At 58.7% G+C, this 23,966-nt stretch carries 28 protein-coding genes and 4 tRNA genes; 19 read left to right on the top strand and 13 right to left on the bottom strand.

The annotated features are described in order from the left end of the window. Window positions 1–9 precede the first annotated feature (9 nt). Window positions 10–1,047 (bottom strand): 2,5-dihydroxypyridine 5,6-dioxygenase, encoded by a 1,038-nt coding sequence (locus VSQ83_RS08350; protein WP_219261494.1) that lies wholly within the window; start codon window positions 1,045–1,047, stop codon window positions 10–12. A 338-nt stretch (window positions 1,048–1,385) separates the two neighbouring features. Here VSQ83_RS08350 and VSQ83_RS08345 point away from each other — a divergent pair, with 338 nt between their 5' ends. From VSQ83_RS08345 to VSQ83_RS08320, 6 genes are all read left to right on the top strand, one after another. After that, window positions 1,386–2,534, top strand: coding sequence for an FAD-dependent monooxygenase (locus tag VSQ83_RS08345; protein ID WP_133077217.1), 1,149 nt, complete (start codon window positions 1,386–1,388; stop codon window positions 2,532–2,534). Beyond that, complete coding sequence (locus tag VSQ83_RS08340) at window positions 2,531–3,367, top strand: alpha/beta fold hydrolase (RefSeq protein WP_133077216.1); 837 nt, start codon at window positions 2,531–2,533, stop codon at window positions 3,365–3,367. Before VSQ83_RS08345 ends, VSQ83_RS08340 begins: the two co-directional genes overlap by 4 nt. Before the next feature lie 11 nt (window positions 3,368–3,378). Then, window positions 3,379–4,134: a maleate cis-trans isomerase family protein gene (locus tag VSQ83_RS08335; protein WP_133077215.1), complete on the top strand. Its 756-nt coding sequence runs from the start codon at window positions 3,379–3,381 to the stop codon at window positions 4,132–4,134. A 9-nt stretch (window positions 4,135–4,143) separates the two neighbouring features. Further along, window positions 4,144–4,794 (top strand): N-carbamoylsarcosine amidohydrolase, encoded by a 651-nt coding sequence (locus VSQ83_RS08330; RefSeq protein WP_133077214.1) that lies wholly within the window; start codon window positions 4,144–4,146, stop codon window positions 4,792–4,794. Between the two features lie 190 nt (window positions 4,795–4,984). After that, window positions 4,985–6,301, top strand: coding sequence for an MFS transporter (locus VSQ83_RS08325; protein ID WP_133077213.1), 1,317 nt, complete (start codon window positions 4,985–4,987; stop codon window positions 6,299–6,301). 171 nt (window positions 6,302–6,472) lie between these two features. Next, window positions 6,473–7,144: a YceH family protein gene (locus tag VSQ83_RS08320; RefSeq protein WP_326398235.1), complete on the top strand. Its 672-nt coding sequence runs from the start codon at window positions 6,473–6,475 to the stop codon at window positions 7,142–7,144. A 38-nt stretch (window positions 7,145–7,182) separates the two neighbouring features. Here the strand turns inward: VSQ83_RS08320 and VSQ83_RS08315 are convergent, their stop codons facing one another. Continuing rightward, on the bottom strand, window positions 7,183–8,001 hold the full coding sequence (locus VSQ83_RS08315) for a shikimate 5-dehydrogenase (RefSeq protein WP_133077211.1): 819 nt from the start codon (window positions 7,999–8,001) through the stop codon (window positions 7,183–7,185). Between the two features lie 231 nt (window positions 8,002–8,232). On the opposite strand from VSQ83_RS08315, the gene VSQ83_RS08310 reads away from it, so the two are divergent. The 3 genes from VSQ83_RS08310 (at window position 8,233) to VSQ83_RS08300 (ending at window position 9,227) form a co-directional block, all read left to right on the top strand. After that, window positions 8,233–8,583 (top strand): hypothetical protein, encoded by a 351-nt coding sequence (locus VSQ83_RS08310; RefSeq protein ID WP_133077210.1) that lies wholly within the window; start codon window positions 8,233–8,235, stop codon window positions 8,581–8,583. A gap of 159 nt (window positions 8,584–8,742) precedes the next feature. Further along, window positions 8,743–8,937 carry a hypothetical protein gene (locus VSQ83_RS08305; protein ID WP_019826144.1) on the top strand — a complete coding sequence of 65 codons (195 nt, stop codon included), beginning with the start codon at window positions 8,743–8,745 and terminating at the stop codon, window positions 8,935–8,937. A 95-nt stretch (window positions 8,938–9,032) separates the two neighbouring features. Then, window positions 9,033–9,227 (top strand): hypothetical protein, encoded by a 195-nt coding sequence (locus VSQ83_RS08300; protein ID WP_257622833.1) that lies wholly within the window; start codon window positions 9,033–9,035, stop codon window positions 9,225–9,227. On the opposite strand, the gene VSQ83_RS08295 is transcribed toward VSQ83_RS08300, so the two are convergent. Both VSQ83_RS08295 and VSQ83_RS08290 read right to left on the bottom strand, forming a co-directional pair. Beyond that, on the bottom strand, window positions 9,175–9,486 hold the full coding sequence (locus VSQ83_RS08295; RefSeq protein ID WP_326425995.1) for an AzlD domain-containing protein: 312 nt from the start codon (window positions 9,484–9,486) through the stop codon (window positions 9,175–9,177). The genes VSQ83_RS08300 and VSQ83_RS08295 overlap by 53 nt on opposite strands. Further along, complete coding sequence (locus VSQ83_RS08290) at window positions 9,483–10,178, bottom strand: AzlC family ABC transporter permease (protein WP_326425992.1); 696 nt, start codon at window positions 10,176–10,178, stop codon at window positions 9,483–9,485. The genes VSQ83_RS08295 and VSQ83_RS08290 overlap by 4 nt, the downstream gene beginning before the upstream one ends. A 203-nt stretch (window positions 10,179–10,381) precedes the next feature. Here VSQ83_RS08290 and VSQ83_RS08285 point away from each other — a divergent pair, with 203 nt between their 5' ends. Beyond that, a complete protein-coding gene (locus VSQ83_RS08285; RefSeq protein WP_326425990.1) occupies window positions 10,382–10,900 on the top strand; it encodes a Dps family protein in 519 nt (172 codons plus the stop codon). A gap of 216 nt (window positions 10,901–11,116) precedes the next feature. Here the strand turns inward: VSQ83_RS08285 and VSQ83_RS08280 are convergent, their stop codons facing one another. Next, window positions 11,117–12,058 carry a class I SAM-dependent methyltransferase gene (locus VSQ83_RS08280; protein WP_326425988.1) on the bottom strand — a complete coding sequence of 314 codons (942 nt, stop codon included), beginning with the start codon at window positions 12,056–12,058 and terminating at the stop codon, window positions 11,117–11,119. A gap of 226 nt (window positions 12,059–12,284) precedes the next feature. Here VSQ83_RS08280 and VSQ83_RS08275 point away from each other — a divergent pair, with 226 nt between their 5' ends. The 3 genes from VSQ83_RS08275 to pbpG all read left to right on the top strand — a co-directional run bounded on the left by VSQ83_RS08275 (window position 12,285) and on the right by pbpG (window position 14,356). Continuing rightward, a complete protein-coding gene (locus VSQ83_RS08275) occupies window positions 12,285–12,836 on the top strand; it encodes a DUF2975 domain-containing protein (RefSeq protein WP_133077204.1) in 552 nt (183 codons plus the stop codon). A 9-nt stretch (window positions 12,837–12,845) separates the two neighbouring features. Beyond that, window positions 12,846–13,055 carry a helix-turn-helix domain-containing protein gene (locus VSQ83_RS08270; RefSeq protein ID WP_095036595.1) on the top strand — a complete coding sequence of 70 codons (210 nt, stop codon included), beginning with the start codon at window positions 12,846–12,848 and terminating at the stop codon, window positions 13,053–13,055. A 362-nt stretch (window positions 13,056–13,417) separates the two neighbouring features. After that, window positions 13,418–14,356, top strand: coding sequence for a D-alanyl-D-alanine endopeptidase (gene pbpG / locus VSQ83_RS08265; RefSeq protein WP_133077203.1), 939 nt, complete (start codon window positions 13,418–13,420; stop codon window positions 14,354–14,356). A 134-nt stretch (window positions 14,357–14,490) separates the two neighbouring features. On the opposite strand, the gene VSQ83_RS08260 is transcribed toward pbpG, so the two are convergent. The 8 genes from VSQ83_RS08260 to gltX all read right to left on the bottom strand — a co-directional run bounded on the left by VSQ83_RS08260 (window position 14,491) and on the right by gltX (window position 18,956). After that, complete coding sequence (locus VSQ83_RS08260) at window positions 14,491–14,943, bottom strand: Hsp20 family protein (RefSeq protein WP_133077202.1); 453 nt, start codon at window positions 14,941–14,943, stop codon at window positions 14,491–14,493. A 123-nt stretch (window positions 14,944–15,066) separates the two neighbouring features. Continuing rightward, a complete protein-coding gene (locus tag VSQ83_RS08255) occupies window positions 15,067–16,026 on the bottom strand; it encodes a tRNA dihydrouridine synthase (RefSeq protein WP_219261498.1) in 960 nt (319 codons plus the stop codon). Window positions 16,027–16,099: 73 nt separating this feature from the next. After that, a complete protein-coding gene (locus VSQ83_RS08250) occupies window positions 16,100–16,534 on the bottom strand; it encodes an acyl-CoA thioesterase (RefSeq protein ID WP_133077200.1) in 435 nt (144 codons plus the stop codon). A gap of 151 nt (window positions 16,535–16,685) precedes the next feature. Then, a tRNA-Glu gene (locus VSQ83_RS08245) sits at window positions 16,686–16,761 on the bottom strand. A gap of 77 nt (window positions 16,762–16,838) precedes the next feature. Beyond that, window positions 16,839–16,914: transfer RNA gene (locus VSQ83_RS08240), tRNA-Ala, on the bottom strand. A 50-nt stretch (window positions 16,915–16,964) separates the two neighbouring features. Next, window positions 16,965–17,040: transfer RNA gene (locus tag VSQ83_RS08235), tRNA-Glu, on the bottom strand. Between the two features lie 75 nt (window positions 17,041–17,115). Further along, window positions 17,116–17,191, bottom strand: a tRNA-Ala gene (locus VSQ83_RS08230). Between the two features lie 283 nt (window positions 17,192–17,474). Continuing rightward, entirely contained in the window at window positions 17,475–18,956 is a 1,482-nt protein-coding gene (gene gltX, locus VSQ83_RS08225; protein ID WP_219261499.1) for a glutamate--tRNA ligase, read from the bottom strand. 202 nt (window positions 18,957–19,158) lie between these two features. On the opposite strand from gltX, the gene VSQ83_RS08220 reads away from it, so the two are divergent. The 6 genes from VSQ83_RS08220 (at window position 19,159) to VSQ83_RS08195 (ending at window position 23,952) form a co-directional block, all read left to right on the top strand. Next, the gene (locus VSQ83_RS08220; RefSeq protein ID WP_326425985.1) at window positions 19,159–20,109 is read left to right on the top strand and encodes a 2-hydroxyacid dehydrogenase; all 951 of its coding nucleotides are present in this window, start codon (window positions 19,159–19,161) and stop codon (window positions 20,107–20,109) included. 80 nt (window positions 20,110–20,189) lie between these two features. Then, on the top strand, window positions 20,190–21,140 hold the full coding sequence (locus VSQ83_RS08215; RefSeq protein WP_326425983.1) for a siderophore-interacting protein: 951 nt from the start codon (window positions 20,190–20,192) through the stop codon (window positions 21,138–21,140). Window positions 21,141–21,318: 178 nt separating this feature from the next. Continuing rightward, window positions 21,319–22,530 (top strand): PepSY-associated TM helix domain-containing protein, encoded by a 1,212-nt coding sequence (locus tag VSQ83_RS08210; protein WP_133077196.1) that lies wholly within the window; start codon window positions 21,319–21,321, stop codon window positions 22,528–22,530. Further along, entirely contained in the window at window positions 22,527–23,066 is a 540-nt protein-coding gene (locus VSQ83_RS08205; protein ID WP_326425981.1) for a thiamine pyrophosphate-binding protein, read from the top strand. The genes VSQ83_RS08210 and VSQ83_RS08205 overlap by 4 nt, the downstream gene beginning before the upstream one ends. Beyond that, window positions 23,066–23,401: a hypothetical protein gene (locus VSQ83_RS08200; protein WP_133077194.1), complete on the top strand. Its 336-nt coding sequence runs from the start codon at window positions 23,066–23,068 to the stop codon at window positions 23,399–23,401. Before VSQ83_RS08205 ends, VSQ83_RS08200 begins: the two co-directional genes overlap by 1 nt. Next, window positions 23,398–23,952, top strand: a complete 555-nt coding sequence (locus VSQ83_RS08195) for a DUF6162 family protein (protein ID WP_326425979.1) — start codon at window positions 23,398–23,400, stop codon at window positions 23,950–23,952. The genes VSQ83_RS08200 and VSQ83_RS08195 overlap by 4 nt, the downstream gene beginning before the upstream one ends. Window positions 23,953–23,966: the final 14 nt, after the last annotated feature.

The following is a 23,966-nucleotide window of genomic DNA, read 5'->3' as shown; positions in this document are numbered from 1 at the left end:
GTGCGGCTTCTACTGGGGTGCAACCACCACCCCGCCCGTGACCACCGCCAGGTCATCCAGATAAATATCACAATGGCGCAGCGGGATATCCAGGTGGCATGGCGTCTTGCGCGTGCCCCCGACCTCGGTGTTGGGCCCGGTGGAAAACAGGAAGTTACCCTCGAACGCCCGGGCATCCATGCACATTCCGTCGTTTTTGTCGTGCAGGCCCATGGCAGTCCATTGGGCACGCGGCTGCAGCCCCCAACCAATATGGGAAATGCCGTACACCTCAGGATCGTTGAAGTACTTCAGGTAATCGCGCAGGTATTCGGCCTCAAAGCCGCCATGAATCGAGGTAATGAAGCCCTGATCGATTTCCAGGGTGATCTGTTCGCGCGAGTAGTTCTTGAACGGCAGGACGATATCACCCACATCGATCACCAATACACCCTGCGCCGTCTCTTCATTGGGCCACGAGAACAGAAAACCGCTTGGCCAATGATCCCAACGCCCCGGCTCATCGGCAAACCCATACTCGGTTACCGCCGGATACTGCCCCAGCTGCGCCTTGAAATCACTGCCGGCTCTGGATTTGACATGAATGGAGCGCGCCTGTTTAAGCAGTTTTTCTGCCGCCATCACCCGCTCTTTGTCCGCCAGAGTGGGCAGCATGCGCGCCAGCACCTCAGGCGGCTCAACCGCCAGCAGAATGCGCGTGCCGGTCTTGAGGATCTGCTCCTGCTCGGGGGAATGCAGCAACATCATGGTGTCGACCACCAGATCTGCCGCCTCCAGCGCCCGTTGCGCCGCAATATTGCCCGTGAGCGCGGTGTCCCCGCAGTAAGCCGTCATGTCATTGCCCATCGCCATCGGATGGTTGAACGAGGGCAACTCCACTGCATACACCTTCGCACCCAGGCGCTGAGCCGCTTCCATCGCCGCCCTCACCGTGCGCGGGTTGGAGTAGTGACTTTTCAACACTGCGACGCTTTGGGTCGCATCCACTTTTGACAGTTTCAACACGTGCTCAAACATCTGAGTCAGTTCGCAGTCGCTTACCGGCATTTGGGGTTCCTCTCAATTGACTCGCTGAATGTGTTGAGTGCATCACCCCCTGCCCTTGCAGTCAGCGTTGCATCCCACGGTTCAATTTAAAGCGTACACACTATTTAGCGCTGATAGCTCATTATTTTCACACTTGATTCGAAAAAATAAATCGCCGTCACATACTCACACAACCCAAGCAAACAGTAGTTACCAGCCGTTACACCAACTCCATTCAGGCTGTTTTTATTTTCAAAGGGCTCTATGCAAATCAAAAATAAATAGCGTATACACTGTAAATGACTGGCAATCACAAACCCGACTCTTGCCAGCAACACCCTAAAAAAAGGAAGCCTTGCATGCCCATAAAACAAAAAATCGCCATTGTCGGTGCAGGTCTGGGAGGTGCTGCGGCAGCAACGCTGCTGCAAAAAGCCGGATTCCAGGTCGATATTTATGAGCAGGCCCCCGCGTTTTCCCGCATTGGCGCGGGCATCCACATGGGGCCGAACATCATGAAAATCTTCCGCCGCATGGGCATCGAACAGAAGTTAAGCGACATGGGCTCGCACCCTGACTTCTGGTTCAGCCGTGATGGCGCCAGCGGTGACTATCTTTCTCGCATCCCCCTCGGTGAATTTGCCCGCAAGGAATACGGCGCCGCCTACATCACGGTTCACCGTGGCGACTTGCATGCACTGCAAATGTCGACCATCGCGCCGGGCACCACCCACTTCAACAAATGCCTGACTCGCCTTGAAGAAACCGACAACCTGGTGCGCCTGCACTTCAGCGACGGCACCAGCACCGAGGCCGATATCGTCATTGGCGCCGATGGCATCAACTCAAAAATCCGTGAAGAATTGCTTGGCGCAGAAAAGCCGCTATACAGCGGCTGGGTGGCCCACCGCGCGCTGATCCGCAGCGAAACACTGGCCAAATACAACCTGAACTTCGAGAACTGCGTGAAGTGGTGGAGCGAAGATCGCCACATGATGGTCTACCACACCACTGCCAAGCGCGATGAGTACTACTACGTCACAGGCGTGCCGCATGCGGCCTGGGATTTTCAGGGCAGTTTTGTCGACAGCAGCCGCGAAGAAATGCGTGAAGCGTTCGCCGACTACAACCCGACTGTCCAGGCACTGATCGAGTCCAGTGAAAGCGTCAGTAAATGGCCCCTGCTCAATCGCAACCCGCTCCCTCTCTGGAGCCGTGGCCGCCTGGTATTGCTCGGCGACGCCTGCCACCCCATGAAACCGCACATGGCCCAAGGCGCCGGCATGGCAATTGAAGACGCTGCCATGCTGACCCGCTGCCTGCAAGAAACCGGTCTGAGCGATTACCGCACCGCTTTCGAACTGTACGAAGCCAATCGCAAGGATCGCGCCTCACGGGTACAGGCGGTGTCCAATGCCAACACCTGGCTGCGTACCCAGGAAGATCCGGCCTGGGTTTATGGCTACGACATCTACAGCCACTCACTTGAATCGGAAGCCCTGGCATGAGCACCTTTATCCACGGCGCCAATGTCCAGGCCAACGGCATACGCCAGCATTACCTGCGCTATGGCGGGCAGGACAACGGTACAAAACCGGTTCTCTTGCTGATTCCCGGCATCACCAGCCCGGCCATTACCTGGGGCTTCGTGGCCGAAAGGCTGGGTGAGCATTTTGACACGTACGTACTCGATGCCCGGGGGCGCGGGCTTTCTTCCAGCGGCACCGGCCTGGACTACGGCACCGACGCCTGCGCTGATGACATCGCCGCCTTTGCCCGGGCAATGGGCTTTACCCACTACCACCTCGCCGGCCACTCCATGGGTGCGCGCTTTGCCGTACGCAGCGCGGCACGCAACCCGGCCGGGCTGCTAAGCCTGGTACTGATCGACCCGCCTGTCTCCGGCCCCGGTCGACGCGAATACCCAAGCAAGCTGGCGTGGTACGTGGACTCGATCCGCCAGGCCGTGACCGGGATGGATGCACAGGCCATGCGTGCCTTTTGCCCGACCTGGACCCTGGAGCAACTGCAACTGCGCGCCGAGTGGCTGCACACCTGTCATGAGCCCGCCATCGTTCGCGCTTTTAACGACTTCCATGACGTCGACTTCCATCAGGACCTGCCGAAACTGGCGGTGCCCACCCTGCTGATGGTCGCCGGACGAGGTGGCGTGATCCTGGATGAGGACGAAGCAGAAATCCTCGACCTCAACCCTGCCATCAACATTGCTCGTGTCGAGAACGCTGGCCACATGATCCCGTGGGACGACCTTGAGGGTTTCCTCGCCACCTTTGGCGAGTTTTATGACCACCCCCCGACCCGCACTCAGCGCACCGTTTAAGGAGACATCCCGTGATCAAGCCTTACCGTATCGGCCAGATTGTGCCGAGTTCCAACACCACCATGGAAACCGAGATCCCGGCGATGCTGACCGCACGCCAGTTGATCCGCCCGGAACGCTTTACCTTTCACTCCAGCCGCATGCGCATGAAACAGGTGCGCAAAGAAGAACTGGCAGCCATGGACGGCGAATCCGACCGCTGCGCGATCGAACTGTCCGACGCCAGGGTCGACGTTCTGGGTTACGCCTGCCTGGTGGCAATCATGGCCATGGGACTGGGCTACCACCGAAAATCCGAGCAACGCCTGACCCTGGCTACTGCCGAGAATGACGGAAACGCCCCGGTCATTACCAGCGCCGGTGCCTTGATCGACGGCCTCAAGGTAATGGGTGCGAAAAAAATCGCTATCGTCGCGCCTTACATGAAACCACTGACCGAACTCGTGGTGGATTACATCCGCGCAGAAGGCTTTGAGGTGGTGGACTGGCGCGCCCTGGAAATCCCCGACAACCTGGAAGTGGCCCGCCACGACCCGGCCAACTTGCCCGCCATTGTCAGCAGCATGAACCTTGAAGGCGTGGACGTGATCGTGCTGTCGGCCTGCGTGCAGATGCAATCACTGCCCGTGGTTGCCCAGGTTGAAGCGCAAACCGGCAAGCCGGTGCTCACCGCCGCCATTGCCACCACCTACGCCATGCTCAAGGCCCTCAACCTTGAGCCCATCGTGCCGGGTGCCGGGGCTCTGCTGTCCGGCGCATACAAATAGGAGCGGGTCATGACCGAGCACCACAATGAACAGCAAAGCGCAGACGCCAACTATCAAGGTGTATGGGGCCATCGCATAGGCTTTGGTAAAAAGCCTGCGCTGCTGATGATCGACTTCATGCAAGGCTACACACAAAAAGATGCGCCGCTGTTCGCACCCGGCGTCGTCAGCGCTGTGGCCGAAAGCGTCGAACTGCTAACCTGCGCGCGCAAAAATGCAGTGCTGGTGGTGCATACCAATATTCGCTACCACCCCGGTCACTTTCTTGACGGCGGCATCTGGGTAAAAAAGGCCCCGGTCATGCAGGACATGGTGGAGGGCAACCCGCTGGCCGCCTTCTGCGAAGAGGTGCTGCCAACCCCGGATGAAGTCGTCATCAGCAAGCAGTACGCCAGCTCGTTTTTCGGCACCAGCCTTGCATCACTGTTGCGTGCCCAGGGCATCGACACTGTGGTTCTGGCAGGTTGTTCGACCAGCGGGTGTATCCGGGCAACGGCGGTGGATGCAGTGCAGCACGGCTTTCGAACCATCGTGGTGCGCGAATGTGTCGGTGATCGCCACAGCGCCCCCCACGAGGCCAACCTGTTTGATATCGACAGTAAATATGGCGACGTCGTCAGCAAGCAGGAGGCCATGAATCACTTCACCAAAACTGTTTAGGCAACAACTGGCAGACAGGGATATCTGCCATAGAACCAGGCCGTAGAGCACTGGTCACCATTACTGAGCAAGGGCCCTCACCAGGCCTGCCCAGTCTTCTGACACTGCCTTTGGAAGCCGCTTCACGAGCCTGCCAAAGCACTGATCGCGGCTACACAACAACCATAAAGTCACCGCCAGGAAGACACACATGCCCTCTGCAAATGCTGGTACTACCACCGCGACCGTTATCGCGGACCCGGTCCAGGTGCTCTATCGCAAGATCACCTGGAAACTCATCCCCTTCCTCTGCTTCTGTTATCTGGCGTCCTACCTGGACCGGATCAATATTGGCTTCGCCAAGCTGCAAATGCTGGGTGACCTGCAGTTCAGCGAAACAGCGTTCGGCCTTGGCGCCGGGCTGTTTTTCGTCGGCTATATCATTTTCGAGGTGCCGAGCAACCTGGCCCTGGAGAAAGTCGGTGCCAAGATCTGGATTGCCCGGATCATGATCACTTGGGGCCTGCTCTCGGCCTGCACCATGCTGGTCACCACCCCCACCCAGTTCTATGTTGTGCGCTTCTTGCTGGGCGCGGCCGAGGCCGGCTTTCTGCCGGGCGTGCTGTACTACCTGACCACCTGGTTTCCAACCCACCGCAGGGGACGCATCATCGCCCTGTTCATGATCGGCATGCCGCTTTCAAGCGTGATCGGCGGACCACTTTCGGGCTGGATCATGGGCGCGTTCGACAACACGGCAGGGCTCAAGGGGTGGCAGTGGCTGTTTATCATCGAGGCGATTCCCAGCGTCTTGCTGGGCATTCTGACGTTCTGGGCCCTGCCCAACAGCCATCACACCGCCAAATGGCTTAACAACGAAGAAAAAGCACTGCTTGAAAACGAGCTGCGCAAGGACGACGTCGAAGGCAAAAACAGCAAGCACAGCTTTCGCGACGGCTTTTTCAACCTCAAGGTCTGGATGCTCGGCGGTATCGACTTTTCCATCCTGCTCAGCGCCTACGCCATGGCTTTCTGGATGCCCACCTTCATTCGCAATGCGGGCGTGGCCGACAACTTCCATATTGGTGTACTGACCGCCCTGCCCAGCGCCGCCGCCCTGATTGGCATGCTGTTGATTGGCGCCAGTTCAGACCGTCATCGCGAACGCCGCTGGCACATCATCGTGCCCTTCCTGATCGGTGCGGCCGCCATGGCCGGTACAACTTTCTACAGCCATAACGTCTTTGCCACCGTTTTACTGTTCGCCATTGCCTCGGCCGCCATCATCGGTGCCGTGCCGGTGTTTTTCAGCTTGCCGGCAACCTTTCTCAAAGGGCGGGCAGCGGCTACGGGGTTTGCCCTGGCGTGCTCGCTGGCCAATATCGCCGGACTGGTGAGCAACTCGCTGATGGGTATCGCCATTGACGTAACCGGCAGCGGCTCAGGGGCGCTGTGGTTCTTCGCAGGCTGCCTGCTCCTGAGCAGCCTGCTGGTGATCGCATTGCCAGCCAAACTGGTCAACCGCTGACAGCCCCGGGAGCGGGCTTGCTCGCGATACCTGCATCGCGACGAGCCCGGCTCACCGCACTATGACTGTCACGAGCAAGCCCGCTCCCGCAGATTTGACGCGGCAGTCGCCCTATCGTGCAAAAGACTCCACAATGACCGCTGGCAACGGTTACTCAATTTGGAGAAGAAAATGGAAGTTCCCGCTAGTCAGCTTTCAGAAAACACACAGATCGAATCTGACTCCGGACCTCTGCTCAACAGCATCGAGATCCGGATTCTCGGCTCCCTGATCGAGAAACAGGCCACCAACCCTGAAACCTACCCCCTGACGCTCAACGCGCTGGTTCTGGCGTGCAACCAGAAAACCAGCCGTGAACCCGTGCTCAATCTCACTCAAGGACAAGTCGGACAAAGCTTGCGCGCACTCGAAGGTCGCGGCTTTACCCGGCTGGTGATGGGCAGCCGTGCTGACCGCTGGGAGCATAAGGTCGACAAGGCGCTGGAACTGGTGCCTGCCCAGGTGGTGCTGCTGGGCCTGCTGTTTCTGCGGGGCCCGCAAACCTTGAACGAGCTCTTGACCCGCAGCTCGCGCATGCACGATTTCGAAGACACTGAACAGGTTCAGCATCAACTGGAGCGCCTGATTGCCCGTGATCTTGCGCTGCTGGTGCCTCGCCAGAGCGGCCAGCGCGAAGACCGCTACATGCATGCACTGGGCGACCCGGCTGACATCGAGACAATCATGGCCAGCCGTCAACAACCTGCAGAGCGCAGCAGTGGCTCCATGGTATCGCTGGAGCGCTTCGAAGCACTTGAAGCGCGCATCGCAGCGCTAGAGGCTCGCCTGGCAGAGCTGGAGTAACGCGAGTGTCGGGCGAGGTCACTCGCCCGACCCTGCAATCAGCTGCGGGCAAACGCCACCGCAGCCTGGAACTGCTCGGCGGACGGTCGAACACCGGTGTACAGCACAAACTGCTCCAATGCCTGAATTGCAATGACCTCAAGGCCCGTAATCACCTGCTTGCCCTGGGCACGACCACGCACGATCAATGGCGTTTCAACCGGGATCGCCACCACATCAAAAACGATATCGGCCTGATCGATGGCATCTGCCTCAAAGGCCAGGTCGTCGGCTTCAGCCCCGCCCGCCATGCCCACCGGCGTGACATTGATCAGCATCCGGGGCCTGTGCGCAGCCAACTCCGGCTGCCACTCGTAGCCACAACTTGCCGCCAGCGCCCCTCCTGTCGCTTCGTTTCGCGCCACGATCACACCCTTGCGATAGCCACCGTCGCGCAACGCCGAAGCCACGGCCTTGGCCATGCCGCCACTGCCACGCAATGCAAAAGTGGTGTCCGTGGGCACCTTGTGACTGTCGAGCAATTGCGCGATGGCGATGTAATCCGTGTTGTAGGCCTTGAGGTGCCCGTCAGTGTTGACGATGGTATTGATCGACGCGATGGCACGGGCCGATGCGTCCAGCTCGTCCACCAGCTCAATGCACGCTTCCTTGAAAGGCATGGACACACCGCAACCACGAATCCCCAGGGCGCGAATACCGGTCACTGCCCCCTTGAGGTCTTTGCTGCTGAAAGCCTTGTAGTAAAAGTTCAGGCCCAGCTGTTCGTATAGATGATTATGAAAACGCAGTCCGAAGTTCCCCGGTCGGCCCGACAGCGATATGCACAGTTGGGTGTCTTTATTCGGATTCATTTGCATGCTCATCTCCTTGCTGAATGCTTTTAGATGGACGGCACAAGCCGTACCGGAAATTTTGTTAGATCATATTGCAGCTGCAAGCGCTGAAACGTCTCAGCGCCCGCAGACCTTACACAAAATTTACCAAAGCGCTTCGCAGTTTTTTAATAAAACACGGTCTTAACGTTATCCCCGCGATTATCCGTGGCCTGGTGCAGGCCAAAAGTCGGGGCTGAAATTCGAGGAATCGTCATGATGCGTACCATCCCCAAAGTCGCTTTGCTTATCGGCGCTCTGGCTGTCGCAGGCCAGGCATCTGCTCATGGCGGTTGGGGGCCCGGACCTGCCATTTTTGGCGCGGTAGTCGGCGCCGCAGTTGTAGGTTCAATCATTGCTGGCCCCGAGCCACGCCCGGTTTACGTTCAGCAACCGGTCTATGTCCAGCCGCAACCTGTTTACGTTCAGGCCCCACCGGTCTACTACCAACCACAACCGGTGTATGTCCAGCCGCCTCAGCCCGTTTATTACCAGGGCTACTACGGTCGGCCACACCCGGCGTACTACGGCCCGCCACGGGGCTATTACGGCCCGCCGCGCTGGTAACACCGGCGCAGGCAAACCGGCAGGCTTTTGCAGCTGCCGGCAGGGCCCAATTGACACTGTGAATGTCGCGGATGAGACACCCTAGTGGCCCGGACTGCGGCATTATGGAGCGCCACTGGCGCGATCATCGGCACACTCATAAAAACAAGGACGACCTTTATGCCTACACAAAACCCGCACCACATCGTCGGGCTCTGCACTTCAAGCAAGGTTTACAACACCCTGACCGAGCTCAAGCAGCTCGAGGGCCATCGCACCGCCAAGCTGGTGTCACTGCTGGCCCAGCACCTCGTACGCGAGGGATTGCTGAGCGATCAGGAAGTCATGCACATGCTCGACCAGGTGGTTGACTGACACCTCATCGACATCAATGACGACTATCACGCGCAATGATTTTTTGCGCAGCGGCCCAGCCCGTAAGGTAGCGACATTGTTTGAAGGAGGTGTTTATGCCCAAGATTCATGTCATGTCGGTCATCGGCAGTGCAGTCCCCGCTCCGCTTCGCGCGGACGGCCTGCTGGCGTGCTGGTACGTGGTCAGTGACGGCGTTGCCCTGAGCGGCCCCTTTACTTCCCGCGCCGCAGCGCAAATCAAAGCCACCAGCGAAACAGATAGAACAGCCCCACACTCAACGCGACACTGAGCAGTACGTTGCGGCTCCAGAGCATAAGCCCTATGGCGCACATCCCGGCCAGCAGGTACGGGTTGCCCAGGCTCAGGTCGACCTCATGATTCTTGACGAAGATGATCGGCCCGCAAATCGCCGTGAGCATCCCCGGTACCGCGAATCCCAAAAACTCCCTCACCCCACGATTCAAGCGAATCGGCAGCCGCGGCTCCAAAAACAGGTAGCGGTTGAAAAACAGAATCAGCGTCATCCCGCCAATAATGATCCAAATCATGCCCAGTACCCTACCAGCCGCTTGCACAGATAACCCGCGACCATACCCGCCAGCCCTGCCAGCACAATGGCCGACTCCCACTGCCAGTAACTGAACAGCACCACGCTCAACAATGAGACCGCCACGCACACAATGGTTGGAACATTGCGCACGATGGGCGTAATCAACGCTATGAAGGTTGCGGCAATCGAGAACTCAAGCCCGAGTTGGTCCAGTCCCGGGATGCTCTTGCCCAGCACCACGCCCAGAAGGGTGAAAATATTCCAGCCCACGTACATGCACAGCCCCACGCCCAGCGCGTACCAGCGATTGAACGTCTTCTGGTCAAACGGGCTGACCAGGGCAAAGAACTCATCGGTCAGCAGAAAGCCCAGCCCCAGACGCCATCTCGGTTCGAGTGGCGCCACCACCGGTCGCAAATGCATGGCATAGAGCAAATGTTGTGACGTCAGCAGCAAGGTGGTCACCAGGATCGAAATCGCACTGGCCCCTCCTTTGATCATGCCGATCGCCACCAATTGCGCCGCACCGGCAAACACAAAAAGCGAGAGCCCCTGGCTTTGCGCCGGGGTCAATTGGGCATCAATCGCAGTGGAACCCGCCAGCAACCCCCAAGGGGCACACGCCAGCGTGAGCGGAAGACAGGCCATGGTGCCGCGCACAAACGCGGATCGAGCAAGGGAATCAGACATTACAAACATTCCGGCAGTAAGCAGCGGCAAAGGGTCGCAACCTGACAGAAGAAAGTCTTGAACGATCTTGCTCAGAGGCCCTCAAAACTTTACGCGGGCTGTTTGAGACGCCCCGACGCGTTTGACGAGAGGCTGATCCTGGTCTTTAGTCAGCCGCACTCAAGTGACGTTATTCCGATCAACCGCTGCCACGAGGAACCACCATGACAGACCTGAAATCCGCGAAGGAAAGCAGAAAGGCCGATCTGCGGACACCTTCGGCACTAAGCGAAAAAGCCTGTATCAACATTGCGGCCGAAGTGAATGCGCTGCTGGCTGATACATTCGCCATTTACATGAAAACCAAGAACTTCCACTGGCACATGTCCGGCCCGCATTTCCGTGACTTTCATCTGCTGCTGGACGAACAGGCCGATCAGATCTATGCGACCACCGACGCCATTGCCGAACGCGTACGCAAGCTGGGGCGCACGACCATTCGCTCGATTGGCCATATCACAAAGCTCCAGCGCCTGCTGGATAACGATGCCGACTTCGTAACCCCGGAAGACATGCTGGCAGAGCTGCGCGAAGACAACATCCAGCTGGCCGCGTACATGCGTGAAACCCACGACATGTGCTCCGAACTCGGAGACGTGGCCACCACCAGCCTGCTGGAAAACTGGATCGATGAAGCCGAGCGCCGCGTGTGGTTCCTGTTCGAGTCGTCGCGCACCAAGTAACCGGCAAATTTTGTAGGAGCGGCCTGCTCGCGATACAGGCGACGCGGTTCGGCCAGGGCACCTGGTCGATGCCATCGCGAACAAGCCCGCTCCCACAAGAAAGATGAATTTTGTTTCACAGTCTTTGAGCGCAGCGGGCGGTATATTCGCTGCGCTCATTGCTCATTCAATGAACCCCTTGGCCCGCAACTCCCCCAGCGGGCCTTTTTTTGCCCGTCAAACGCCCTGTTTGAACACCAGCGCTTTCAAACCGCATTCTGCGTCGGCATCAGGAAACTCCGGCGGGTTATCCAGGCGCTGGACAAAACGCAGGCTCGGCGCATCAAGGGTAACGCCATCGATCAGGAAGTCCGAACCCAGTGCCGGGTCGTTCATGCAGGCCAGTACCGTGCCGTTTTCGCTCAGCAACTCAGGCAACCGGCGCACTACCCGCTGGTAATCCTTGGTCAGCAGAAAGCTGCCCTTCTGAAACGACGGCGGGTCGATGATCACCAGATCATAAGGGCCGGTGCTTTTCACCTTGCCCCAGGACTTGAACAGGTCATGCCCCAGGAACGTCACCTTGCTCATGTCATGCCCGTTCAACCGATGGTTGTCGCGCCCACGGCTCAGCGCCGCACGGGACATGTCGAGGTTGACCACATGCTGCGCACCGCCTTCGATCGCGGCCACTGAAAAGCCGCAGGTATAGGCAAACAGATTCAAGATACGCTTGCCCTCGGCGTTGGCCCGCACCCAGTCCCGACCGTAACGCATGTCCAGAAACAGGCCGTTGTTCTGCTTGCGGCCCAGGTCCACTCGATAGCGCAACCCGCCTTCAGTCAGCGTCCACTCATCAACCGCCTCACCCACCAGCCATTCAGTGTCGCTCTGCAGCGTATAGCGATGTTGCAGCACCAGCGTGTGGGCCCCGCTGGCTCGCCATGAAGGGGACTGCACGAGCGTCATCAACAGCTGCTTCAAGGCGTCCAGATGCCCGGCATCGGGCTCCTTGAACAGCGAGACCAGTACCACGCCTTGCAGCCAGTCGACTGTCAACTGCTCAAGCCCCGGCCAGCACCGCCCGCGCCCATGAAACAAACGCCGGGTTTCTTCGGGCGCAGCGTCCAGAGCAGTCAATAGGTGCAAATGCAGAGTGGTTAACGCTTCAGGAGTCATCAGGCCGGCCGGTCAATTTCAAGGGCCGGCATTTTACACAATTGCACAGCCCTGCCTAATCAACACCTCGCGCGTCTACATCCGCCAAAGCCATTTCTACACCCGTTAAATTATCGTTTTACAATCATTTATTATCGAATTACGATACCAAGGCCTTAAAACATCGCCTACCGTTTCTGCGCAGAATCCGGGCACTTAATCATCAGTACTACAGAAGGACTTTCAGATGAAAACCGATCACCTGGCCGATCGCAGCAGAACCCTGGCAACCGCCACCCTGGCGCTCGTGGTGGGCATGCTCCTGGCCAATATCGCTTACTGGATCTTCCCCAACGTCATTGGCACCTACGTCGGCGGATTCAGCCTGAGCGCCATGACCAAAACATTGAACGCAGACATTCTGCAGATGCCCTGGTGGCAAGTCGCAGGGGCCATTGTGCTGTCCAGCATCCCCCTGCTGATACTGGCCAAGGGTTTGCTGGCGCTGCGCAGCCTGTTTCTGGCCTACAGCAACGGGGAATACTTCTCGGCGGAGTCGGCTGAACTGCTGGGGAAAGTAGGCAAGAGTGTCGCTTCATGGGTGCTGGCCTGCCTCTTGCTGACACCGGTCATGAGCGTCTGGATCACATTTTTGCGCCCTGACGGCGAGCGTTTGTTCACCATCAGCTTTGAACCGTCGCATCTTGTTGCCTTATTCCTCTCCGCTTCTCTTATGATCATCGCCCGCAGCCTATACAACGCCTGTTCGATGGCACGGGAAAATCAGCAGTTTGTTTAAGAGGCCAAGATGCCGATCGAAATTAAGCTGGACGTCATGCTGGCCATGCGCAAGGTCAAATCCAAGGACCTCGCGCAAATGGTCGGCATTACCGAGCAGAACCTGTCACTGCTCAAGCAAGGGAAGGTCAAAGGTATAAGGCTCGCCACCCTGGAAGCCATTTGCATCGCACTCGATTGCCAGCCGGGGGACTTGCTGCACTATCGAGCTGAATCCTGAAGCACCCGTTCACGCCTGTGGGGCCACAGCCTCACAGGCGTCGAACCTGATAAATCCCCGCCTCCTGCGTTACTGACTTTTCGCGGCCTCCAGAGCCAGGGTCGAACGCTCAAGTCGTTCAGCCAGCCAACAGCATTGCACTGCTAGGCTCGCCCGAGCACGAATCCTTGATTCGCCAGCACCTCCCGTTGAGGCCTGCCAGCTGCACTGGCACCTCGAAGCCCCGGCCATGAATATTCTCTGATAAACCCTGCGAAATCAGGCATTTCTGCCGCTATTGATCCATACTGACAAAATGTAACGTTATGTGTGTAACAGCCGTTGCAGCCCGGTACTTCCCAACCATCCTTGAGTCATTCTGCGTGAAAATTCATCTTTCTATTTTGAGCCTGTGTTTAGTTCTGGCAGGCACCAGCGCCTCTTCAATCGCCGCAGCGGCTGAAAGCATTTCGGCCCCAAGGGATACCTCACAGCTGCATATCGCCTCAGGCAGCGCGATGCTGATCGACCTGCAGACCAACAAGGTCATTTTTGCCAGCAACCCTGACGCCATCGTCCCCATCGCCTCCGTGACCAAACTGATGACCGCCATGGTGGTGCTGGACGCCAAACAGTCGATGGATGAATACATTTCGGTCAACATCAGCGACACGCCAGAAATGAAAGGCGTGTTTTCCCGGGTCAAGATTGGCAGCGAACTCTCGCGTCGCGAAATGATGCTGATCACCCTGATGTCATCGGAAAACCGTGCGGCTGCCAGCCTTGCCCATCACTTCCCGGGCGGCTATGTGGCGTTTATCGCAGCCATGAACGCCAAGGCCAAAAGCCTGGGCATGATGAGCACCCACTACGTTGAGCCGACCGGCCTGTCGATTCACAACGTGTCCACCGCGCGCGATTTGAGCAAGCTGCTGGCAACGGCACGGCACTACCCGATGCTCAGCCAGCTGAGCACCACCAAAGAAAAAACCGTGGCATTCCGCAAACCCAACTACACACTGGGCTTTCATAACACCGATCATCTGGTCAAAAAGGACAAGTGGAATATCAAGATCACCAAGACCGGATTTACCAATCAGGCTGGCCACTGCCTGGTGCTGGTAACCGAGATGGGCAATCGCCCGGTATCGCTGGTGATTCTGGATGCCTTTGGCAAATACACCCACTTCGCCGATGCAGGGCGGATTCGCAACTGGGTTGAAACCGGTAAAAGCGGCAGCGTTCCCGACGTAGCCTTGCGCTACAAAGCCGACAAGAACCTGCAAAAACACCAGCTGACCGCAGGTCAGGCTGGAAAGTGACGTTCTGGACATGAAAAGCAGGCACTTGCCCCGGGGAGAGGTCGGGGACAAATGCCTGCGTGCTGCTCTTGATATTCATCCGGATAAAAAGAACCCCGCCTGAAGACGGGGTTCTTTTTCAGCACGTGCTCAGATCAGTTTTGCAGAGCAGGCTGCGAATCCCCATTGATCGGGATGCGTTTGGCTTTTGCCTCTTCCGGCACCACCCGCTGCAGGTCGATGCTCAGCAAACCATTGCTCAGGTTTGCGCCTTTGATCTCGATATGGTCGTCGAGACGGAAGGACAATTTAAATGCCCGCTGTGCAATGCCTTGATGCAAGAAGGTCACGCCTTCTTCGCTGGTGCTTTCACGTTTGCTGCCGCTCACGGTCAGCACGCCTTTCTCAACTTGCAGGTCCAGATCATCCTGCTGGAAGCCTGCAGCCGCAACCACAATGCGATAGCTGTCTTCACCACGTTTTTCAACGTTGTAAGGTGGGTAGCCGCCGCTCGAATCGTTGCGTAAAGCGGTTTCAAACAAATCACTAAAACGGTCAAAGCCGACAGAATTACGGAACAGTGGCGCCATTGAAAATGCGTTGCTCATAATTTCATCCTCCTGATTTCAGCGAGATTTTGTTACGCGACCCGGTTTCGGCATCGCGTACCCCTTAGATAGGGACCGTCAAAACCGTTTCAAGGGTTTTTCTGAAAATTTTTTTCAGCCGTTTCAGGCAGCGTCAGCAGGCGGGTTGTTGACCATATGCCGGACCTTCTCACAGTCGGTTTCACGGCGCATGGCATTGAACAGCAGCACGGCTTCAGGGTAGTTGCGGGTCAGCATGGCCAACCACTGCTTCAGGCGCCCGGGGGCTGAACGTGGCGTCAGCTGGGCTTCGGCCTGCGCCCAGAAATCGCGGATCATGGGCTGCAAATCAGCCCAGGTCATCGGCACCACTTCAACACCGGCACGGGCTGCGGCAATTTGCCGGGCCAGATCGGGCCGCGACACCAGACCGCGACCCAGCATGATGTCTTCAGCACCGCTGATTTCGCGGCAACGGCGCCAATCTTCAACCGACCAGATATCGCCATTGGCAAACACCGGCACCTTCACCGCTTCCTGTACCTGGGCGATGTACTCCCAATGGGCAGGCGGCTTGTAGCCATCCATCTTGGTCCGCGCGTGCACCACGATCTGGCTTGCGCCCCCTTCGGCCAGGGCAATCGCGCACTCATTGGCGCTGTCTGGCGTATCAAAGCCCAGGCGCATCTTGGCGGTCACCGGGATATGCGCAGGCACAGTGCGTCGCACCTGCAGCAGGATCGCATGCAGCAGCTCGGGCTCCTTGAGCAGCACCGCACCACCACGGGACTTGTTCACGGTCTTGGCCGGGCAGCCAAAATTGAGGTCAATCACCCCGGAACCCAACTCAACGGCCAGCGCCGCGTTGTCGGCCAGACAGGCCGGATCAGAACCCAGTAACTGTACGCGCAACGGCACGCCGGAACGCGTCTGCGCACCGTGCTGCAATTCGGGGGCGAATTTATGGAAGTAGGCTTCCGGTAACAACCGCTCGGTGACCCGAATAAATTCGGTCACACACCAATCAATACCGCCGGTGCGGGTCAGGACATCACGCAGGATGTTGTCGACCAACCCCTCCATCGGCGCCAAAGCAATTTGCATGGGTGACTCTCATGAAAAACGTGCGGCAGTTTACGCCGTTATGTGGGCAATCGGTATGAGCAGGCGCTGCTGATCAGGCCGTGACGACAGCCGGACCATAACCTTCAAGGAACTCGGGCGGCAGGCGCTTGGCCTTGCCCGTGGACAGCTCGATGCAGACAAACGTGGTTTGCGCACGCAACAGGGTCACGCCATCGCTGGGGCGTACAAGCTGAAAGTGGCGGGTCATGCGCAAGCGCTGGTCACAATCGACAATCCAGGTTGCCAATTGCAGCTCATCGTCTTCATAGGCACTGGCCAGATAATCGATTTCATGGCGGGACACCGCCATGGCGCGATCAAGGCGACGGTACTCGGTGAGATCCAGCCCCAGACGCTGCGAGTGGCGCCAGGCACAACGTTCCAGCCAGACTACATAGGCCGCGTTATTGGCATGACCGAACCCGTCGATGTCTTCGGCCTGAACGGTCAGGTCAATGATGAACGGTGCTGCCAAATCCCAACTCATGCCTTGTCTCCCCCTAAAAAAATAAGGAGCGCAGTGTAACGCAGAGGGGGCGGCTGCAAGCTTCGAGGCGAGGAATATAAAAACTGCAGACAAACAAAAGGGCCATTCAATAATCGAATGACCCTTATAAATCCCGCATAGCGGGTAATCGTGGCGTCCCCTAGGGGACTCGAACCCCTGTTACCGCCGTGAAAGGGCGGTGTCCTAGGCCACTAGACGAAGGGGACACAAACCCTTCTAACAGTGATCAGCAGCAAGTGCTGATCGATTCAATGCCAGTGTGGCCCGACATTGAACTGTAAATTGGTGGAGCTAAACGGGATCGAACCGTTGACCTCTTGCATGCCATGCAAGCGCTCTCCCAGCTGAGCTATAGCCCCGATTTATCGCCTGGCGGCGGAGCATCACCGAAGTGCTGCTTCTGTAAAACTGGCGTCCCCTAGGGGACTCGAACCCCTGTTACCGCCGTGAAAGGGCGGTGTCCTAGGCCACTAGACGAAGGGGACACAAACCTTCTAACTGATCAGCGCTGAGTGCTGATCGATTCAATGCCGGTGTGGCCAGACATTGAACTGTAAATTTGGTGGAGCTAAACGGGATCGAACCGTTGACCTCTTGCATGCCATGCAAGCGCTCTCCCAGCTGAGCTATAGCCCCAGACAGTCACTGCAGCGTGTTGTTGCTGCTTGTTTCATGTTGCTGTGTGGACGGGGCGCATATTAAGACTGGATGGATAGGCTGTCAAACTTATTTTTAAACTTTTTTAAAAAAATTTGCCGTGAGAACAACCACTTACCTTCCCTGCCCCGTAAATACTGGCCCAAACCCACAAAACCTGTAGCCGCTGCCAAAGGCTGCGAAGGGTTGCGGAGCAGCCCGTTTTCCTGGAAACGCCACTGAACCCCTCGCAGCCTGCGGCAGCGACTACAAAGAAAAACCGTTAACCCATGGCGTTAAACAGCTTTTCCCACTCTTTGTTTTCTTTCTTCGACACACCGCCCAGCAGGTCGAGTGCCTGGCGCAGACGGAAACGGGTCAGGTCCGGCCCCAGAATCTCCATCGCGTCCAGCACCGACACCGAGCTTGCCTGGCCGGTGATCGAAGCGAACATCAGCGGCATGGCATCACGCAGCTTCAGCTCCAGGGACTCGACCACGGTCTGGATGCAGCCGGTGATCGCGTCCTTTTCCCACTGACGCAGGCTCTCCAGCTTCCACAGAATCAGCTGCATCAACTGACGCACCTGTTCGTTGGACAGCTTCTTGTGCTCGAACAGCTTGGCATCGAGCTGCAAGCCGCCCGAGAAGAAGAACCCGGCCAATGGCGCGATCTGGCTGAAGGTTTCAACCCGGCCCTGAACCAGCGGCGCGATTTTCATCATGTACTCAGGGTTCAACGCCCATTGCTGCACGCGGCTGGCGAACTCTTCCAGCGGCAGGTCACGCAACCATTGACCGTTGAGCCACGACAGCTTCTCTACGTCGAAAATCGGGCCGCCCAGCGAGACGCGGGACAGGTCAAAGTTATCGACCATTTCCTGCAGCGAGAACTTCTCGCGCTCGTCCGGCATCGACCAGCCCATGCGGCCCAGATAGTTGAGCATCGCTTCAGGCATGAAGCCCATGCGCTCGTAGAACGTCACCGACGTCGGGTTCTTGCGCTTGGACAGCTTGCTCTTGTCCGGGTTACGCAACAGCGGCATGTAGCACAGCTGCGGTTGTTCCCAGCCGAAATACTCATACAGCAGGATCAGCTTGGGCGCTGATGGCAGCCACTCTTCGCCACGCAGCACGTGGGTGATGCCCATCAGGTGATCGTCGACCACGTTGGCCAGGAAGTAGGTCGGCAGGCCATCGGTCTTCATCAACACTTGCATGTCCATGCGATCCCACGGGATCTCGACATCGCCGCGCAGCAGGTCCGGCACAACGCACACGCCTTCGGTCGGCACTTTCATGCGGATCACGTGGGGTTCGCCAGCTGCCAGACGGGCCGCTACTTCTTCTTTGGACAACAGCAGCGCACGACCGTCGTAGCGCGGGGTTTCGCCCTTGGCCATTTGCTCGGCGCGCATCTGGTCCAGCTCCTCGCTCGTGCAGAAGCACGGGAAGGCATGACCCATGTCGACCAGTTGCTGGGTGTATTTCTTGTAGATCTCGCTGCGTTCGCTTTGACGGTACGGGCCGTGCGGGCCGCCAACGTCCGGGCCTTCGCTCCAGGTAATACCCAACCAGCGCAAGGCGTCGTAGATCTGCTGCTCGGACTCGCGGGTCGAACGCAATTGGTCGGTATCTTCGATCCGCAGGATAAATTCGCCGCCATGCTGCTTGGCAAAGCAGTAGTTGAACAAAGCGATGTAAGCGGTGCCGACGTGGGGGTCGCCGGTAGGCGATGGCGCAATGCGCGTGCGAACGGTGGTCATGGGCGGTCTCGAAGTGGAGATAAAACAAAGGGCGAATGGTAACAGGCCGACCCGGCTTGGCTCCAGCGCAGGACTCGGCCCATCCGCCACACGGCTGAAAAAAGCCTGAATAGAGCGCCCGGATCGAATGGGTGCCGCGAAAAACAGCACAGACCGGTGTTAATCTCGGTCCATTCTTGACATCCCTTGGCTGGAGATACCCATGTCCCGAGTTGTGCTGGTGCTGGTAGAGAGCGTTAACGATTATCTGCACATGCTTGAAACCCAAGGCTACGAACTGATCCTGGCGCCCACCCCCGTCAGCCGCGCCCAGGCCATAGCCCAGCACGGCGCCCGCATCGACACCGTGCTGACCCGTGGCCCGCTGGGCCTGCATGCCGAAGAAATGGCTGCCCTGCCCTTGCTCAAGATCATCTGCGTGATCGGCGCCGGCTTCGAGCAGGTCGACCTGCAAGCCGCCAGCAACCTTGGCATTACCGTGACCTTCGGCGCCGGGGCCAACGCCTCGTCTGTGGCCGACCACGCGATGGCGCTGTTGCTGAGCGCGGTGCGCGGCATCCCCCAGGCCGACGCCAGCATCCGCCGCAACGAGTGGGTCAAGGTGCGCCAGCCCTCACTGTCGGGCAAACGCATGGGCATCATCGGCCTGGGCGCGATCGGCCAGGCCATCGCCAAGCGTGCGGCCTGCGGCTTTGACATGAGCATCAGCTACCACAGCCGCCAGCCGCGTCCCGACTCGCCCTACACCTACTGCGCCAGCGTGCTTGAACTGGCCGCAGCAGTGGACTTCCTGATGATCGCCACGCCCGGCGGCAGCGCCACCCACCACCTGATCGACGCTCCCGTGCTCGATGCTCTGGGCGCAGACGGCTACCTGATCAATATTGCCCGTGGCAGCGTAGTCGACACCGATGCCCTGATCAGCGCCCTGGCCACAGGCAAAATCGCCGGGGCCGGGCTCGACGTGTTTGAAGACGAACCCCTGGTGCCGGACCCGCTCAAAACCCTCGGCAACGTGGTCATGACTCCCCATGTGGCTGGCCAGTCACCCGATGCGGTCGAAGCCACGGTGCAATTGGTGGTCGATAACCTGCAGGCTTTTTTTGCCGGCAAGCCCGTCCTCACTCCGGTGCCAATGCCCCACCCCGCCTGACCCAGGACTGCGACAGCACCTTAAATTCCTCACTCAATGGATCGTTATACAAAACGACTCCTGCTTATTGAGGTGCTGTTATGTCCGCCGCTGCCGCCCTGGTGCAGAACCTGCGCAATCGACTCAGTAAACCCGCTGCCTACCGACTGTTCGATATCCAGCTCAAGCGCCGCATCACCTTGAGCCCGTCACTGACGCGCTTTGTGTTCGGCGGCAACGATGTGGCGCTGATGCGTACCCTGGCACCGGATCAGCGGGTCAAATTGCTGTTCCCCACCGCCAACGGCGAGGCCTCCAACCTGCCCAAACGGGGAGACTGGCGAGCGACCCTGCGTGACTTGAGCCCCGAGCAGGTACCGCCCATGCGCTCTTACACCCTTAGCAACTTGCGCGTGGAGTCAGGCGAACTGGATATCGACTTTGTCCTGCATGGCGTCACCGGCCCCGCCACGCGCTGGGCAACCCAGGCCAAAGCGGGTGATCTCCTGCAAATTGCGGCCCCCAATGGCGCCTACCCGGACGACCCGGGGGGCTATGAGTGGCAACCCCCACAGGGCATGCGAAAAGTACTGCTGATCGGCGACGAAACTGCGCTCCCGGCCATCGCCGGTATCCTGGAAGAGCTGGCACATCACCCCGACACACCCCAGGTACAAGCCTTTATCGAAGTGCCCGAAGAGTCCGACTGCCATGCCCTGGTCTGTGGCCCGAATACCAAAGTCCATTGGCTGCCCCGCGCCAGTCTGGGCAAACAGCATGGTGACGGCATGATCATCGCGGCCCGCGAACTGGCCAGCCTGCCGCCCCGGCGCCTGCAAGCCAAGGCCTGTGCTGTCCTGCAAGAACTTGATCTGGACAACCAGCGGCTCTGGGAGCGGGCCAGCGCCAGGCACAACGAGTTTTATGCCTGGGTGGCCGGGGAATCGATGGCGGTGATGGCGATCAGAAAGTTTTTCGTCCATGAATGCGGCATGGACCGCAAGGCACTGACCTTGATGGGGTACTGGAAGCTGGGGCGGTCATTGGGCTAGCAATAGCGACCGCACCGCCAGGGTACAGAATGTGGGAGCACCCGGACCTGGCCACACCGGAAACATTTTCTTACAAGTCCAGCTTCGGGTTTTGCTCATCTCATTCGTCCTACATGGATAAGCAATCGCTTCTCAATGGCGATTACACACCCGCCCTGCTGCGAGTTTGCCGTTTCCCATGTCCAAAAAGTCCCGTTCCAAACTCTGGTTTCTGGTTCACAGCTGGTTGACCCTGCCTATCTGGTTCTTCGTCCTGATCGTCTGCGTAACCGGCACACTGGCCGTGGTCAGCCAGGAGATCGTATGGCTTGCCACCCCCGAGGCCCGCGCCACTCAGCCGGATGATGATGCACCGCTGCTGACTTACGAACAGGTGCTGACCGCCATTAAAAAGGCCGAACCGAACCTGGCCGTACAGTCGATCAGCCGCCCGGACGAGTCGCATTTTGCCCTGGTGGCCCGTGTGGTCTATCCCGACGGCCGCTCGCCATCGCTCTACATCAACCCGTATTCCGGAGCGATTCAGGGTGAGAGCCCCAGCTTCAACTTCCAGGCCTTTACTCGCGCCCTGCACGGCTGGTGGCTGGTGCCATTTACCAATGGCTATAGCTGGGGCTGGTACCTGGTGTCGTTCCTCGGCCTTCCGCTGCTGGGGTCGCTGATTACCGGGCTGGTGGTCTACAAAAAATTCTGGAAAGGCTTTTTCAAACCCAACCTGCGTTTTAATCACGGAGCGCGCATTTTCTGGGGCGATTTCCACCGCCTGTGCGGCATCTGGTCGATCTGGTTTATTGCCGTGATTTCCATCACCGGCCTGTGGTTCTTGATCGAAGCCTTTATGTTCGATAACCAGATTTCGATTTCAACCACTGGCAACCCGCCCGTTGTGGCGCGCCAGGATGTACCGATCATGCCGGACGGCCAGCCCGCACCGCAGATCAACCTCGACCAGGCAGTAAAAATTGCCGCCGAAAAAATCCCCGGGCTGGACGCGAGTTTTGTCAGCCTGCCAAGCAATGCCTACGGACATATCGAAGTCGGCGGCCCGGGCTGGTACCCGCTGCTGTTCCAGACCGCAGACATCAACCCGTACAACGGCGCGATCGAAGGCTCGCGAATGATTGCCGACCGGTCCGGGCTGGAGCTGGTAACCGAATCCATGCGCCCGCTGCACACCGGCGATTTTGGCGGACTGTGGGTCAAGCTGATCTGGTTCTTCTTCGGCCTGATCCTCAGCATGATGATTCTGAGCGGCCTGCTGATCTGGACCAAACGCACGGCGCTGGCCACCGCCAACGCCCTCAAGCGCAGCGAGAAATCCCAGCGTAAACCTGCCGCAACCCAGACCGTCACGGCGCACAGCCAACAGCCCGAAGAGGCCAATGTATGAGCAAGGCAGTGGCTGCACAGCCCTCGTCCACCCTTGGCCGGTTGTGGCACAAATGGCGCTTTCACATAAACATTCTGCTGCTGTTGGTGCCGCTGGGCTTTATGCCCAAGTACTTCGCCGATGCCTCGCTGTTTCGCGGGGACAGCGGCCTGGGCGAGCGTGAAATCGGCACCGTGCAGGTCGGTCCCTGGAGCCTGAAACTGGCCGAATTGCGCAACGAAGCCCCGCGCCCGGACGGCCCGGCGGGCTACATGAAGAGCTTTAACGCTGCCCTGTGCGACACCTGCATCAATCAGGTCAAGGCTGCCTATCTGCGAATCGGCAAACCTCGCAGCCTGCGGGCCGCCGGGGTGATTTTCTTCGGCACGCCATACCGCATGGGCGCCACCATGCCGATCCCTGATCGCACCAAGCCCGACGCCGAGCTATGGATCACTCTTGAGGGGTGGGACGGCTCCATGCATCAGGCCTCCATTCCCCTGAGTCAGGCCTCACCGGCAACGGTCGCCTGGCTGGCCCAACGAGGAGCCAAATAATGCATTCGCGCCTGTTTAAAAAACCTGCCCTGGCGGCAGGATTGATTGCGTTGCTCGGTGTTTGCAGCCAGGCACTGGCCCACAACCCGATGTGTGAGTGCAAGGCCGTGGAAGACGGACAGATCCGTTGTACCGGCGGGTTTTCCGACGGCAGCGGCGCACCGGGAGTGACCCTGGATGTCATCGGCTACGACGAAACCATCCTGGTGCCCGGCAAGCTGGGCGCGGATTCAACCCTGACGTTCAAGCGCCCCGATTCCGAATTTTATGTGCTGTTCGACGCGGGTCCGGGTCACATCGTCGAAATCGACCAAGCCGATATCGAGGCCCCATGAGTACTCACGTAGTGCGCCCGGCCGGTGCCGGTCATGAAACCCTGTATGTGTTGCTGCTGTGCCTGTTGATTCTGACCGTGGCCGGCTCCGTGGTGGCCTGGCGTCACGAATCCCAGGAAGTGACTTCCGTGGCCGCCCATCAACTGGATGCACGACGGGACCTGAGCGCTGCCGAACAAGGCATCTACGCCGACCTGCGGGTCACGCTGGACGAAATCCAGTTGCTGCGCGAAGCGTCCAGCGCCCTGCCCCAACCCGTCCAACTGGCCGAAGAAGGCTTTGCCCCCTTTGCCAGCGATGCCAGCTCCGTCAGCCGTGGCAACCATGCCTGGCAGCTGCTCGGTGAACAGGCCTACCTGGGCCTGAGCCCCAACCCTGAGGTGGCGGGTTCGTTCTTGATGCGAATCAGCACCCAGCCGGATATATGGCTCAACCGCAATCCCGACGCAAAAGCCCCCGCCGACTTCAGCGATGCCGCCCTTAATCAAAGTGGCTGGCAGCAAGTGATCGCGCAATTCGATGCCGGGGTCACACGCCAGCATCGGCACTGAACCCACCGCTTGAC

Source organism: Pseudomonas sp. DSV-1, assembly GCF_035830915.1.
GTDB lineage: Bacteria > Pseudomonadota > Gammaproteobacteria > Pseudomonadales > Pseudomonadaceae > Aquipseudomonas.
Note: the sequence above shows the minus strand (reverse complement) of the source record. Positions and strands in the feature narration are given on the sequence as shown.